Source organism: Niallia sp. FSL W8-1348 (genome assembly GCF_038006745.1).
GTDB lineage: Bacteria > Bacillota > Bacilli > Bacillales > Cytobacillaceae > Niallia > Niallia alba.
Window position 1 is genome coordinate 2,099,862 of record NZ_JBBOVV010000001.1, and the last position, 13,224, is coordinate 2,113,085.

Genomic DNA, 13,224 nt, shown 5'->3' on the forward strand with positions numbered 1-13,224 from the left:
TCCTTACATTTTTAATAAAAGAACACCTATTATCATCATACCAATGCCAATAAACTGCGGAGCCTTCATTTGCTTTTTTTCTAATCCGAACCAGCCATTGCTATCTATTATAAAGGTCATAAATAGCTGTGCAATTAAAGCCGTTGAGATTGTTAATGTAGCGCCCACTAAATGCATCGCTGTAATCGTACTAAAAATAATAACTGATGCAAAAGATCCTCCAGCCAAATACAGCGGCTTTACTTGTTTATATTTTGAAAAGGTTTCTTCTTTAACAAGCAATAAGATTAAAAAGGCAAGTACAAACCCGGTAAATTGTGTAATTGCAGCTGCCTGCCATGAACCAATATCTTGGCTAATTCTTGCATTTGCCACTCCTTGTAGAGTAATAAATGCACCACCCATATATGCAAATAAAATACCTCTCATTTGTTCGACCCCTTGTTATTTAATTTCCTTTTTAAAGATAATCGAATTCTAAAAATAGGAAAAGGACATATGTCCTAAATATGCCCTTTTCCTAGTATAATCTTTTTTCCATAAAAAAACCCATCTGAAAAATAAATTTCAGACAGAGTTTAGCTTGCTATCTTATCTATTAATTAAACAGTTTGTGCTACTAATTTAGTTCCAGCAGCAGTTACTTTTTGTAGACCTTCTTCAATGATAGAAGCAGCTTTATCAGGCATTGCATTATGACCTTCGATAATCACTTCGTCAATGATTTCCATTCCGAATACGCCGCCAAATACAGCACGCATATAGTTAACTGCCATTTCAGATGAAGCAGCTTCTGGAGTAGAATAAATGCCACCACGAGCATTTAAAAGAATTGCTTTTTTATCTGTCATTAATTGGATCATGTTACCCTCTGCATCAAATTTAAATGCAAAGCCTGCAGCATATACATAATCAATAAATGTTTGTAATTTAGCTGGAATAGTTAAGTTCCAAAGTGGGAATGCAAAAACTACTACATCAGCAGCTGTTAAAGCATCCATCGCTTTTTGTTTAGCAGCTAATAAGCGTTGTTCGATATCTGTTAATTCTTCTCCGCTTTGTACTTTACCAAAAGCATCAAATAATTCTTGACCAAAGTAAGGAGTATCTTCTGCATATACATCATATACATTTACATTAAGGTTTTCAGCACCTTTAATAGACTCCATAAACGTTTCATACATTTTGCTTGATACAGCTTCAGAAGCTGGACGATTGTTTGCTTTTACTACTAAGATATTCATTTTATTTCATTTTCCTTTCCCTATTTCAAATTGAAATCTAATGTGAATATAATAACAAAAAAAATACCTCAAAGGCAAACATTTTTAACTAAAGATATTTCCATTAAATATTTCCAATTAAAATGCACATAATTCATTCCACTGGAACAAGTAAAAAAGTAGAATAGTATTAAATAAATAGAAAGGTTGATGGGGATGAAAATTATTATCGATCATGTTACATCAAAAGAAGTTATCGCTTTATTAGAAGATCATTTACATAGCATGACCCTCCACTCACCGCCTGAAAGCATACATGCTCTTGATGTAGAAGGATTGAGAAAACCAGAAGTAACTTTTTGGAGTGCATGGGAAGACGGGGAGCTAACTGGCTGCGGTGCGTTAAAGGAACTTAATAACAAGCATGGAGAGATAAAATCGATGAAAACATCTCCTCATCACTTACGCAAGGGCGTAGCGAAAAAATTACTTGTCCATATTATCACAGAAGCCAAAAATCGTGGTTATAGCCGATTAAGTTTAGAGACAGGTTCCATGGATGCTTTCTTGCCTGCTAAAAGACTATATGAAAATTTAGGATTTCAGTATTGCGGCCCGTTTTCGGATTATGTGGAAGATCCGAATAGTGTGTTTATGACGTTGAAGTTATAACAGGGTGCCAGTTTTTTCAATCATAATCCGATGATTTTGTACTGAACATGAAGTCGGCCACTCAGTTTTTCTTCGAATCTTGATGAGACGATAGTAAACTGAGTGGTCCTCTTTTATCAATTTCATTAGATGCTACTCAAGTGTTCATGAATAATTTTCCAATTTCGTTCACTATCTTTTACAAAAACATTTGTTGCTCGTCCACTTCCTTTTATAAATTTCCCTTTAAAATATCCTTCATAATGATAATTGTAAATACATGTTGCCGAGTCATTCTCCACAACTAGCCACTGTACATCTGCGGCTGAATACTTTTCTTCCTTAATCGTATCCCATGCAATCTCAAAATATTTTTTTATTTCTTCCATACCTGTACATGTTTTATCTGTAAACCAATATACCGCTTTTGGATGTAATAATCGTTCAACATTTTCGAAGTTATGAGTGTTTGTCGCGTCAATATATTGTTTTAATAGATTAATAGGGCTCATTTTAAAATAACTTCCCCTTTCTGCTTTTTATTTTCGGTATATTTTCTGAGATGTAGCTAACTTATTCAGTAAAATTCTTATTCGCACTTCTTCTTTCCATCAATACAACATCTCTCCAAACTCCATCTAACTTGCCAATTTTCTCACGCATACCAACTTCTCTAAATCCGCAGCTTTTATGAAGCTGGATGCTTGCAATATTTTCTGGAAATATACCTGATTGCAGTGTCCAATAACCACTTGATTCAGAATGTTCGATTAATTTGACCAATAAAAATTTCCCATATCCTTTTCGCTGATAATCTGGGTGCAAATAAAGACTATGCTCGCCTACCCCTTGATATACACTGCGATTTGATACTTTGCTGATAGCAGTCCAACCGATTACTCTATCTGCGTCTTCATCCAGTAGAACAAAGCTGGATGATAAATCTTTACTGCTGCTCCACTTCTCCCAAGTTGGAACACTCGTCTCAAATGTTGCCTGCTTTGATTGAATCCCCAACCTATAAATATTCGCTACCTCTTCCCAATGATCCTCCGAAATCTGCCTAAGCTTTACGTTCATCCTCTCTTTCCTCCTTAATCTCACACCAGTCTCCTTGCTTTTTTCCTACTTCTTCTATCATAATAGTTAATTTATTGCATATTGTAATTATTTAATTTTGACTGCTTAAATCGGAACAGGCCTTTTACAATTCTCTGCTAAAAATAATTAGTTCTCCTTTTGGCCCCATTACTCTTCTTCCATTATCATCAAATCCTGCTTTATGGTATACGTATTGGGCTCGAGTATTTTTCACATTTACAGCCAAGATTACTTCCTTTTTAGCTGGAAATTGTTCTTTCACAAAAGGGATTAATTGCTCCATTGATTCCCTTCCAATTCCCTGCCCCTGATAAGAATGCTGAATAGAATAAGCCCGCATTAAAATCGCCCCTTTATTCTCACTATAATCTTTTACTCCGTCCCAGCCATGAAGGACAAAAAAGCCAGCAACCATACCATCTTTTAAGATAACGACCGGATGGCGATCCTCTTCCACTAAACATTTCTCTAGAGCATCAAGAGGTGTACTCGTATAATATAATTGTTCCTCTGATAAAAGGTAATTTTCCAGCTCTGGTTTATATTTTTCTTCATAAAATGCTAATGCGATAGACAAGTTTCTCACCTCAAATTTTTTGTAGCTTATCCGATAACTTCTTTACAAGTACTATTTCATCTCTAATAGAAATTCCGTCATTTCCATGGAAAGGTATCTATCTCAGGGCTTCCCCACTGAGATTGAAAAAATAGCTGTACTTTTTCACAATTGGTTTCGTTAATAGAGGTCATATTCATATTAGTTCCTTCTCCATACAAAGGTATTTGCGATGTCCTTCCGGCTTAGATTTATAGAAAATCTCTCCTCTTTCCACATAGTCACGCTTTTTATATAAATTTAAAGCTTGAAGGTTTCCTGAAAATGAATCTAATCGGATGCTATCATATCCTTGGGCAAGGGCATATTCTTCCATATATTGTACAAACGTAGAACCGATCCCTTTTCCTTGATAACTGGGATCAATCATGAAAGAATGAATAATCAAAGGCTTATTTCGCTTCCACTGAATAACCTCCCACTCCCCTGTTTGCCATTCATTTAATACAACATGTCCAACTATCCTGTCTTCTTTTAATAAAACGAATAATACTTTATTATCTATGCACACTTGAAAATATTCAATATTTGGATATTGATCGTCCCACTGAAAGATATTTTGCTTTATTAAATTTTCTCTACATTTTAAATAAATCTCATTAACTTCCTCTAACATATAGGCACTTGCCATGATAAATCGCATTTTCATTCCACCTCTTGCCGTTTATATTACTTGAATCTATTCTACCATTACAGTTCTTCTAAGCGATGTTTTTTCTAAACTAGTAGGGAATCATGGGGACGGTTCTTGTGCTTCCCTTTTCTCTACTAGAAAGAATAGAAGCACAAGAACCACCCCTTTAATTCCTTTAAAATCGTTCCAGCATTAAGTCTGTATTCACCGCTATAGCAGTCTTACTTCCATCTGCAGCGGACAGGAGAATAGAGGATGAAGCTACCTTTTCCACTTCTCCTGCCACATAAATATTTTTGACTGTTGTGCGGCCGGATCCATCCGTTACTATTGCCCCATTAGGATGAACTTCTAATCCAAGGTGTTCCACAAACTGATTGGAACGGTAATAAGAGGGAACAACAAAACCACCAGTTCGTGCCATTTTCCTTCCTGATCTAAACTCGATTTGTTGAAGGAATCCATTTTCTCCAATTATGCCTTTTATCGGTTCTGTGATAATTGGGATATTTCGCTTTTGAAAAGCCCCCTTAGTCTCTGCTGAAACAGCTGCTCCATTAGTTGTTATCACTAAATCCTTTGACCAATTATAAACTAATTTCCCCATATGTAAGATTTGCGCTTCGGTATGGACAATGAGAATAAGGGCTTGATCCCTTAGTTCCCACCCATCACAGTACGGACAACTAAATAGGCTTTTTCCATAATATTGTCTCACATTTGGAATCGGGATTACCTCTTGAACTCCAGTTGCTAAAATGATTTTCTCCGTTAAGTATTCTTCGTGATTCTTTGTTTTAACAAGAAAAGCTCCTCCTGCTTTTACCTTTTCGATTTTCGTTATTGTAGCTCTATGGTAAGAAATACTTGGGTATTTCATCAGATCATTTATACCTAAATCTTTAAACATTTGAGGACTTATCCCATCTCTCGTAAGAAAACCATGTGATTCATGGGTTACTCTATTCCTGTTCGTCCCATCATCAAATACAGCAACCGTTCTTCTTGCCCTCCCTAACATAAGCGCCGCACTCATTCCCGCTGGACCAGCCCCTATAACCACACAATCATAAACATTCATCTCAATTGGCCCCCTTTTTGCTTCCATTTAAATTATATGAACATTGTTTACTTTGTAGTGCTAGAATAAAGTGAAACTTCCATCAGTGGGGATTTTCCTTCCTCCCCCACTGATGGTTAGTTGAACCAATCGGACCTTTACGGACAGTTGATCTCCCACCTATCTTCCTCGTATACTCATAAGCTTGAGGGGAGAGTCTTACTGCCTGTTAAGAGTGGGATAAAATTTTTATAAAATAGAAACCGTTCTTCTGTTTGCTTTGTCTAAACAATAGGTAGAAAGGAGAGGGAAATGTGGAAAAGCATGAAAGAGATAAATTGCTCACAAACGCGATGGATGTATATGGCCATTATTTAACCCGACTTGCCTATGCCCTTGTGAAAGACAAAGAAAAAGCAGAGGACATTGTGCAAGAAGTATTTATCCGTTATTACTTACATCTCGAACAATTTGAGGGTCGATCTAGTGTTAAAACGTATTTATATCGTATGACTGTAAATGAGTGCCGAAATTATTTTAAAAGCTGGGCCTTTCGAAAAATAGAAGTTTCCAAGCTTGCTAGCACTTTTCTAATCTATAAGGAGACACCAGAAGAAGCCTATTTAAAACAAGAAGATAAGCATTATCTTGCCGCATTGCTTAATAAACTTCCAGCTAAATACAAGGAAGTCATATGGTTATATTACTATGCTGAATTATCTATAAAAGAAATTAGCGAGATATTAAACTGTTCCAGCAACACTGTTAAAACAAGACTAGCGAGAGGACGGAAAAAAGCGCAATTAACCATAAGTGAGGAGGAAATAGATCGTGCCAAATAACATTAAACAATTATTAGATGAATCAATCCCAGCTGATATCACCCTTTCCGAAGAAAATAAACAAAGAATTTTACGAAAAGCAAATCAGCAGTTACAAAGTACCATTCATCCGAAAAAACGATTATTTCGTCCCATATTCAGCACACTTGCCATTATTAGCCTTCTCATTATTTTAATTGGTCCGTCGCTATCCAATTGGTTTTCAACAAGATCTTCTTTTAATTTACCATTGGAAAAAGTAACTATTCCAAATGGTGATTATTCTTCTTTCATTCATTCTATCTTTATAAAAGATACAAACGAATTAATTTACGCAGATAAAAAAACGATATATTCTTATTCCCTTACGTCTCACTCACGGGAAGTACTTATTGAGTCTAGTGAGAATATTGATATTTATACACTGGCTGCAAATAAAAATTGGCTTATTTGGGGAGAAAAAAACAATAATATCTATATTTTAAATCGAGAGACAACATTGCAGAAAGAACAGAAAAAGACCGTTCTGGGGGATATTCAACTCCAAGAGGATATGTTAATTTATAATGATGCTTCGGGTTATAAGCAGTTAAATTTAATAACAATGGAGGAAACTAACCTTCATGATTTCACCGGAATAGGCAGAAACAGCAAAGCCGGTTTATATGATAATTTACTTGTTATACCTGAACAGTTTAAATCAAATAACGGAAATACAACTGAATTTTACGTCTATGATCTAACCACTCTAAAACAAATTGGAAAATATGGAGCTCCTTATAAAGCGGCAGAAAATGTTATCTTAATGAACAATAAAATATATGCTGCATTTTCAAATGAGGATGAAAATTCACCTATTTTAGGCTATATCGATCTCACCGATGGCACTTTTCACAAAATAGAGACTCCCCCCTTTAATAATTATGCAGTATATAAAAATTACCTTGCACTAAGTATAGTGGACAAAAATACCGATACAGTAAAACTATATCGATTAGAGAATGAAAATTTGGAGGAACTTCCCACTTTCAATAAAATAAAAGAACGCTTAGTCATGCCCCGCTTCACCGATGATGGAGCCTTAATAGTAAACGGAGAGTCAGCAGATTTTTCGATGTATATACAGGATGTAGAATGAAAGCAGAGGGACGGTTCTTTCGCTTCCCTTTTCAAAATAGCGGAAGCAGTAGAACCGTCCCTCTGCGCACTTACATTACGTATTCCCTATAGCGGTTATAGTCTTCTTCTTTGCATTCGATAGATAGATATACTCCCTCGTTTTTGTATTCGGTTGAAAGGATATTTGCCCTTTCTTTTAAATAAGACAGGATATTTCCTTTATCGTAAGGGATGTTCATTTCGCAGGAAATATATTGTTTAAAAACATTTTCCGTAATAACTCCAATCAATTCATCTATTCCCATTTGTTTTTTTGCAGAAAGGTATACTGTATCTGTTCCTGCCATTGAAACTTCTTCCATTACTAAATCGACTTTATTAAAAGCATAAATAGTAGGGATATTTTCTGCCCCTAGCTCTTTTAATGTTTGCTTGGTTACGTTTATTTGCTCCTTATAATTCGGATTGGAGAAGTCTACGACATGAATGAGTAAATCAGCTTCAGCCACTTCCTCTAAGGTAGATCGAAATGCTTTTACTAATTGGTGTGGCAATTTACTGATGAATCCAACAGTATCTGTTAATAAAAAGGACTTATTATTTGGCAATGTTATATTTCGCACAGATGTTTCCAATGTTGCAAACAACATATTCTTTTCAAAAACCTTTTTTTCTGTCGCAGCGTGAAATTTTTCAATCAGCACATTCATTAAAGTAGATTTACCAGCGTTCGTATAGCCAACTAGTGCTATACTTGGCATTTCTTTCTTTTTCCGCATTTTCCGTTGATTCTTACGTTGGACAACAAGCGTATCCAATTCTTTATGCAGACGACTGATTCTGTCCTCAATACGTCTTCGATCCAACTCTAGCTTTGTTTCCCCAGACCCTCTATTTATTAGTCCAGATCCACCGCCTTGGCGTCCTAATGATTCGCCTAAACCCGCTAATCGAGGTAGCATATACTGCAATTTTGCAATTTCAACCTGTAGCATAGCTTCTTTTGTCTTCGCTCTTTGAGCAAAAATATCTAAAATTAATACCGTTCTGTCAATGATTTTACAATTTGTAGCTTCTTCCAAATTTCGAACTTGTGATGGAGACAACTCATCATTAAAAAGAACTGTTTGCACATCCTTTTCAGCAAGTAAAGCTGTTAATTCCTGAAGCTTCCCTTTTCCAATATAATGGGCAGAATGAACCCGATCCAACTTCTGTGTTACTTCCCCAACTACCTCTATATCACAAGCCTCAGCTAATTGAGCTAGCTCTTCCATCGAATTCGAAAAATCTTCTTTCTGATCATAATGAACGCCTACTATTATCGCCTTTTGTCTTTCTGCCATTTACTATTCCTCCATTCTGTTCATAAAAAAACACACAGGTGGCCGCCTGCGTGTTAAGTAATCGGAAGAAGGAAAAGGAATAACATTTATCCAGAAAAAACCCTAAATTCATAAAAATTGGGTATCTAGAGAAAAATATTATTCAATTTTAATAAATAAAAAGAGAGCACATTTCTCTCCCTTTTTACACCACATCATTATTAATAACGTTAATGAAAGGTTAAATTAAAAATAGGCAGACTAATCCCGATTACTCTACACACAGGCAGAGCCTTTAAGTACTATAAAATTAGTTACATAAAGTATAAAATCGAGATAGAATTCCACATCTTAAAGCAACCCTCCATTCATCTAATTAATTTTATTATACCATAAATGGAAATGATTCGGAAGCAGTAAAACCGTCCCCACGCTTCCCCTTGACATAAAGTTAACTTCATGTTGTATCGTCTAAAATACGAGGTGAGAAAATGTATCAAGTATCAGAAGTTGCTAAGCTTGTTGGCTTATCGATTCCTACTATTCGTTATTATGAAAAATTGGGACTCATTGATGCCCCCATGAAAAATGACAGAGGCTACAAAGTATATGATGACAATATCGTTCAATATTTAGGATTTATTGTTAATTTAAAAGATACCGATATGCCGTTGGAACAAATTAAAAAGTATGTAGATGCTTATAAAGAAAACGATAACCAGCAATGTTATAGTATTTTACAGGAACATGCAGAAAAAATGAAAGCGGAATTAGCCAAACGCCAGCAAATTTTAGAAAAGGTGCAATACAAAATTTCTCACTTTAGTACCCTCAAAGGTGGCGGAAAATAATGCAACAACCATTACTAACAGGAAATTCAGCAAGAACAACGACAGATGAAGTAATTGAAAATATAGATTTAACAGGTAAAACGGTCATTATTACTGGTGGAGCAGCTGGCCTTGGTTTAGAAACAACGAAAACATTAGCAAATGCCGGGGTAACAATTGTTATTCCAGTAAGAAATCCAGGTAAGGCTAAACTTTCTTTAGCTGGAATTCCAAATATTGAGCTTTATCCTGCTTCATTTGATTTAAGCAACAGGGATTCCATAAACTCATTCAGCCAATGGTTCAAAAAAAATCATCAAAAATTAGAGATACTAATTAATAGTGCCGGAATCATGGCTACTCCTCTATCCTATGATAGCTTGGGAAATGAACTACAAATAGCAACAAATTATTTAGGCCATTACTTTTTAACAAAAGCGTTGCTTCCCGAACTAAAGCAAGCGAATGGAGCGAGAGTTGTCCATTTAACCTCAAGAGCACACTGGTTTTCTCCTTTTCATTTTGAGGACCCTAACTTTACACACACGCCTTATGATAAGTGGGTGGCTTATGGACAATCCAAAACAGCTGTTTCATTATTTAGCGTAGCTCTTGATGAACTGTATAAAAAAGACAATATCCGCTCCTTCGCGGTACATCCAGGAAGTATCGTTACAAACCTTTCTCATAATTTAACAGATGAAGAATTGTCCGCAATGGGAGCAATCAATAAAAACGGAGAACGTGGTTACGATAGCTATAACAATGAACATAAAACAATAAAAGAAGGTGCCGCAACCATTGTTTGGTGTGCAACAAGCCCACAATTAGCAGGATATGGCGGGGTTTATTGCGAAAATGGAGATTTAGCTCCTTTAGCCACAGACGATAGTAATCAAAATCGAGTCGGCGTCAAACCTTGGGCTATAGATAAAGGAACTGCACTTAAGTTATGGGAAGAAACTCCTCATTTATTTAAGTGATCATAGGGACGGTTCTTTCGCTTCCCTTGATCGTTTTTCTTAGTATGTGAACAAAAAAAGCGAGGGATCAGTAGAACCGTCCCTCTGCTTCCTTCCTCCGCTTCCTTTATGCTCTTTGTAAGGTTTGTATCGAGCTTGGTTATAAAAGCTTGGTATTCTTTTGTTATATCAATATCTAGATGATTACTTAATACCATAATCCACCGGACAACTTGTGCTTAAGTTCTTCCTTTTCGTCTCCAGCATACCCCCATGTACCACTGCTTGCCATCACTAAAGCGTCCTAGTACACCAACATCTGTTGAAAACCCGAGCATATCTTCTTGCATTGTCCATTTCCTTCCAATACTTAACTGTTCCATCTGGTTATATAAACCACGGATATATTTTGCTTGCTCCAGCGCTTCAGTAAAATCTATTTCCTTGCTCTCTTTATTCATAACGATCCCTTTGATTTCAATTATTAAGGGAATCAGTAGAGCCGTCCCCATGCTTCCCTTTATTCCCATGAAAAGCACAACTAGTAATGTGATCGTTGACTACCCCAATTGCTTGCAGATAGGAATAGATGGTTACAGGACCGACGAATTTGAAGCCCCTTTTTTTCAAATCTTTGCTGACTTTTTTTGAAAGATCGGTTTCTGCCGGGATTTGGCTATCATACTGCCAGTTTGATATGATTGGTTTTCCGTCTACATAGGACCATAAAAATTTTGCAAAACTGCCGTATTCTCGTTGAATTTCCATAATTGCTATTGCATTGCTTTTAACTGACTTAATCTTTAACAGATGTTTAACAACTTCCGTATTGGTTCGGATATTTTCCATTTCTATTTCTGTCAGGTTCGCACAGTACTTTAAATCGAAATGATGAAAAGCCTTCCTATATGCCTCGCGCTTTTTTAATACAATAGACCAAGATAATCCAGCCTGTGCTCCTTCAAGTACTAGCATTTCAAACAAATATTGATCATTATTACTTGGAACACACCACTCTTTATCATGATATTCTCGCATCAAATCACTCGAATTTGCCCATGCACATCTAGTTTCCATCTATTTCCCCATCCTCTTTCCATGAAATCATCAAATAGTAATATAAATTTAGTATAAACTAATTAACCTGACAACATCATGTCATCTTCTGATTCCTCTTCTCCTTTCTTTGAATAATGAAAAGGGGGTACATTCGTTTGGAGACAATCTTCTTTTCTTACAGCAAGAACGATTTTTCCCCCTTTTCTGAAAGCAATTGCTATAGCTTTCTCAATTCCGCTGGAAGCTCCTGTGATAATTATAATTTCGCCTTTATTTGATCCTTCCTATCTACTCACTATATTTTACTTACCTTTCAAATATAGTGAGTATAATATGACTACAGCGTGTCATATTTATAAAACATTTTTAACTGAATTAATAACATTGATAAGGAGAGGACTTTTTACACATGAAAATAAGTAGATTGTTTCAAATTGTATATATCTTACTAGAAAAAAAATCCATAACGGCAAACGAATTAGCCGAAAAGTTCGAAGTTTCTGTTCGAACGATTTACCGCGACATTGAAACACTTACTGAATCAGGTATCCCTATCTATACGACCCAAGGTAAAGGCGGAGGAATTACCTTGATGGACCAGTTTATATTGAACAAGTCACTTCTTTTAGAAAAAGAACAAGATGAAATCTTATTTTCCCTCCAAAGTCTATCTGTTACAAATTATCCAGAAATAGATGAGATCTTAACGAAACTGAGTCATGTATTTAAAAAAAGTGATACAAAATGGATTGAAGTAGATTTTTCATCCTGGGGAAGTGACACAAAAGAAAAGGAATATTTTTCTCTATTTAAACAAGCTATATTAGATCGTCAAATAATCTCTTTTCACTATATAAATTCAAATGGAGACAAAGGCTTCCGACGAGTTCTCCCTACGAAATTATTATTTAAGGACAAATCATGGTATTTAGAAGCCTTCTGTTTAGATAAAGCAGCTTCTCGAATTTTTAAGATTAATCGTATGTCAAAAATAGAAGTAACAGATGATCATTTAGAACAAATGGATAACGTTGAAACTCTTTCGTTTTCTCCCCCATTCCACGATGACCATCAAGAACGAGCCGATTTAGTTCTAAGAGTTAGCCCTGAGGTTAGCTATCGTATATTTGACGAATTCGATGAAGAACATATTACAATCGAGAAAGATGGATTTTATCACATAACAATCTCTCATATGAAAGGAGAATGGCTGTACAGCTATCTCTTATCCTACGGGAACTATTTAGAGGTTATTGAGCCTACAGACATAAGGAAAGAATTAAAGAATAGAATCCAACAAATGCTCAATCTATATTCAAATACAAAATCCAACTCTTAATATGACATAATGTTGTCAGGTATTGGGGGTTAAAGTAGACCATGTACACAAAGCAAAATACTATTTTGAAAAGTGAGGTTTCAACACTATGGATAAACTTCCCCAAATCATATCTGACTATATCAATGTGTCAAATAACTACGATACTCAAGGATACTTAGCAACATTTTCTGAGGATGCTATTATCAAGGAAGACTCATTAGGAAAAGCGCTCGTTGGAAAAAAGGAAATTCAGCATTACTTTGAAACATACTTCATCAATTACCAAACACAAACAAAAGTATTAACATATACCACATCTGAAAATATTATCGACATGAAAGTCTTATTCACAGGTAATTTCCCAGGTGAAGAAATTAACGGGCTATTTAAATTCACCCTTAACTCCTCTGGATTTATTGCAAATTTAGAAGCTGATTTAGAATAAGCAGAGGACGGTTCTTCCGCCCCCCAAAAAGGGAAGCAGGCGAACCGCCCCTCTGCG

General features: G+C 35.7%; 17 protein-coding genes. 7 read left to right on the forward strand and 10 right to left on the reverse strand.

Annotation, left to right across the window (positions count from 1 at the left end; translation table 11 throughout):
* Positions 1-3 precede the first annotated feature (3 nt).
* Both NST60_RS09930 and NST60_RS09935 read right to left on the reverse strand, forming a co-directional pair.
* Entirely contained in the window at positions 4-429 is a 426-nt protein-coding gene (locus NST60_RS09930) for a DMT family transporter (protein WP_341098764.1), read from the reverse strand.
* A gap of 173 nt (positions 430-602) precedes the next feature.
* Positions 603-1,244, reverse strand: a complete 642-nt coding sequence (locus NST60_RS09935; protein ID WP_101729111.1) for an FMN-dependent NADH-azoreductase — start codon at positions 1,242-1,244, stop codon at positions 603-605.
* Between the two features lie 195 nt (positions 1,245-1,439).
* Between NST60_RS09935 and NST60_RS09940 the strand changes: the two genes are divergently transcribed.
* Positions 1,440-1,895, forward strand: coding sequence for a GNAT family N-acetyltransferase (locus tag NST60_RS09940; RefSeq protein ID WP_169189587.1), 456 nt, complete (start codon positions 1,440-1,442; stop codon positions 1,893-1,895).
* Positions 1,896-2,020: 125 nt separating this feature from the next.
* Here the strand turns inward: NST60_RS09940 and NST60_RS09945 are convergent, their stop codons facing one another.
* From NST60_RS09945 to NST60_RS09965, 5 genes are all read right to left on the reverse strand, one after another.
* The gene (locus NST60_RS09945) at positions 2,021-2,386 is read right to left on the reverse strand and encodes a YybH family protein (RefSeq protein WP_224427568.1); all 366 of its coding nucleotides are present in this window, start codon (positions 2,384-2,386) and stop codon (positions 2,021-2,023) included.
* A 61-nt stretch (positions 2,387-2,447) separates the two neighbouring features.
* A complete protein-coding gene (locus NST60_RS09950) occupies positions 2,448-2,954 on the reverse strand; it encodes a GNAT family N-acetyltransferase (RefSeq protein ID WP_169187666.1) in 507 nt (168 codons plus the stop codon).
* Between the two features lie 124 nt (positions 2,955-3,078).
* Complete coding sequence (locus tag NST60_RS09955) at positions 3,079-3,552, reverse strand: GNAT family N-acetyltransferase (protein ID WP_224427569.1); 474 nt, start codon at positions 3,550-3,552, stop codon at positions 3,079-3,081.
* 175 nt (positions 3,553-3,727) lie between these two features.
* The gene (locus tag NST60_RS09960; protein ID WP_169187664.1) at positions 3,728-4,234 is read right to left on the reverse strand and encodes a GNAT family N-acetyltransferase; all 507 of its coding nucleotides are present in this window, start codon (positions 4,232-4,234) and stop codon (positions 3,728-3,730) included.
* Between the two features lie 166 nt (positions 4,235-4,400).
* A complete protein-coding gene (locus NST60_RS09965) occupies positions 4,401-5,306 on the reverse strand; it encodes an NAD(P)/FAD-dependent oxidoreductase (RefSeq protein ID WP_169187663.1) in 906 nt (301 codons plus the stop codon).
* A gap of 293 nt (positions 5,307-5,599) precedes the next feature.
* Here NST60_RS09965 and NST60_RS09970 point away from each other — a divergent pair, with 293 nt between their 5' ends.
* Both NST60_RS09970 and NST60_RS09975 read left to right on the forward strand, forming a co-directional pair.
* A complete protein-coding gene (locus tag NST60_RS09970; RefSeq protein ID WP_169187662.1) occupies positions 5,600-6,127 on the forward strand; it encodes a sigma-70 family RNA polymerase sigma factor in 528 nt (175 codons plus the stop codon).
* The gene (locus NST60_RS09975) at positions 6,117-7,244 is read left to right on the forward strand and encodes a hypothetical protein (RefSeq protein WP_224427570.1); all 1,128 of its coding nucleotides are present in this window, start codon (positions 6,117-6,119) and stop codon (positions 7,242-7,244) included. The genes NST60_RS09970 and NST60_RS09975 overlap by 11 nt, the downstream gene beginning before the upstream one ends.
* 70 nt (positions 7,245-7,314) lie before the next feature.
* On the opposite strand, the gene hflX is transcribed toward NST60_RS09975, so the two are convergent.
* Positions 7,315-8,571: a GTPase HflX gene (gene hflX, locus NST60_RS09980; protein ID WP_169187660.1), complete on the reverse strand. Its 1,257-nt coding sequence runs from the start codon at positions 8,569-8,571 to the stop codon at positions 7,315-7,317.
* A gap of 470 nt (positions 8,572-9,041) precedes the next feature.
* On the opposite strand from hflX, the gene NST60_RS09985 reads away from it, so the two are divergent.
* Together NST60_RS09985 and NST60_RS09990 are read left to right on the forward strand one after the other, a co-directional pair.
* On the forward strand, positions 9,042-9,401 hold the full coding sequence (locus NST60_RS09985; RefSeq protein ID WP_169187659.1) for a MerR family transcriptional regulator: 360 nt from the start codon (positions 9,042-9,044) through the stop codon (positions 9,399-9,401).
* Positions 9,401-10,363 carry an SDR family NAD(P)-dependent oxidoreductase gene (locus NST60_RS09990; RefSeq protein WP_169187658.1) on the forward strand — a complete coding sequence of 321 codons (963 nt, stop codon included), beginning with the start codon at positions 9,401-9,403 and terminating at the stop codon, positions 10,361-10,363. Before NST60_RS09985 ends, NST60_RS09990 begins: the two co-directional genes overlap by 1 nt.
* 218 nt (positions 10,364-10,581) lie before the next feature.
* Here the strand turns inward: NST60_RS09990 and NST60_RS09995 are convergent, their stop codons facing one another.
* Both NST60_RS09995 and NST60_RS10000 read right to left on the reverse strand, forming a co-directional pair.
* Positions 10,582-10,803, reverse strand: coding sequence for a hypothetical protein (locus NST60_RS09995; protein ID WP_205835557.1), 222 nt, complete (start codon positions 10,801-10,803; stop codon positions 10,582-10,584).
* 16 nt (positions 10,804-10,819) lie between these two features.
* The gene (locus tag NST60_RS10000) at positions 10,820-11,419 is read right to left on the reverse strand and encodes a DNA-3-methyladenine glycosylase I (protein ID WP_224428285.1); all 600 of its coding nucleotides are present in this window, start codon (positions 11,417-11,419) and stop codon (positions 10,820-10,822) included.
* Between the two features lie 391 nt (positions 11,420-11,810).
* On the opposite strand from NST60_RS10000, the gene NST60_RS10005 reads away from it, so the two are divergent.
* The gene (locus NST60_RS10005) at positions 11,811-12,740 is read left to right on the forward strand and encodes a helix-turn-helix transcriptional regulator (RefSeq protein ID WP_169187657.1); all 930 of its coding nucleotides are present in this window, start codon (positions 11,811-11,813) and stop codon (positions 12,738-12,740) included.
* 88 nt (positions 12,741-12,828) lie between these two features.
* Positions 12,829-13,167: a nuclear transport factor 2 family protein gene (locus NST60_RS10010; protein ID WP_169187656.1), complete on the forward strand. Its 339-nt coding sequence runs from the start codon at positions 12,829-12,831 to the stop codon at positions 13,165-13,167.
* Positions 13,168-13,224: the final 57 nt, after the last annotated feature.

Bases quoted from the DNA above. Each gene is read 5' to 3' on its own strand.
- NST60_RS10005 (WP_169187657.1), top strand. From the start codon at position 11,811: ATGAAAATAAGTAGATTGTTTCAAATTGTATATATCTTACTAGAAAAA.
- NST60_RS09990 (WP_169187658.1), top strand. From the start codon at position 9,401: ATGCAACAACCATTACTAACAGGAAATTCAGCAAGAACAACGACAGAT.
- NST60_RS09950 (WP_169187666.1), bottom strand. From the start codon at position 2,954: ATGAACGTAAAGCTTAGGCAGATTTCGGAGGATCATTGGGAAGAGGTA.
- NST60_RS09965 (WP_169187663.1), bottom strand. From the start codon at position 5,306: ATGAATGTTTATGATTGTGTGGTTATAGGGGCTGGTCCAGCGGGAATG.
- NST60_RS09930 (WP_341098764.1), bottom strand. From the start codon at position 429: ATGAGAGGTATTTTATTTGCATATATGGGTGGTGCATTTATTACTCTA.
- NST60_RS10010 (WP_169187656.1), top strand. From the start codon at position 12,829: ATGGATAAACTTCCCCAAATCATATCTGACTATATCAATGTGTCAAAT.
- NST60_RS09940 (WP_169189587.1), top strand. From the start codon at position 1,440: ATGAAAATTATTATCGATCATGTTACATCAAAAGAAGTTATCGCTTTA.
- NST60_RS09995 (WP_205835557.1), bottom strand. From the start codon at position 10,803: ATGAATAAAGAGAGCAAGGAAATAGATTTTACTGAAGCGCTGGAGCAA.
- NST60_RS09960 (WP_169187664.1), bottom strand. From the start codon at position 4,234: ATGCGATTTATCATGGCAAGTGCCTATATGTTAGAGGAAGTTAATGAG.
- hflX (WP_169187660.1), bottom strand. From the start codon at position 8,571: ATGGCAGAAAGACAAAAGGCGATAATAGTAGGCGTTCATTATGATCAG.
- NST60_RS09935 (WP_101729111.1), bottom strand. From the start codon at position 1,244: ATGAATATCTTAGTAGTAAAAGCAAACAATCGTCCAGCTTCTGAAGCT.
- NST60_RS10000 (WP_224428285.1), bottom strand. From the start codon at position 11,419: ATGGAAACTAGATGTGCATGGGCAAATTCGAGTGATTTGATGCGAGAA.
- NST60_RS09945 (WP_224427568.1), bottom strand. From the start codon at position 2,386: ATGAGCCCTATTAATCTATTAAAACAATATATTGACGCGACAAACACT.
- NST60_RS09985 (WP_169187659.1), top strand. From the start codon at position 9,042: ATGTATCAAGTATCAGAAGTTGCTAAGCTTGTTGGCTTATCGATTCCT.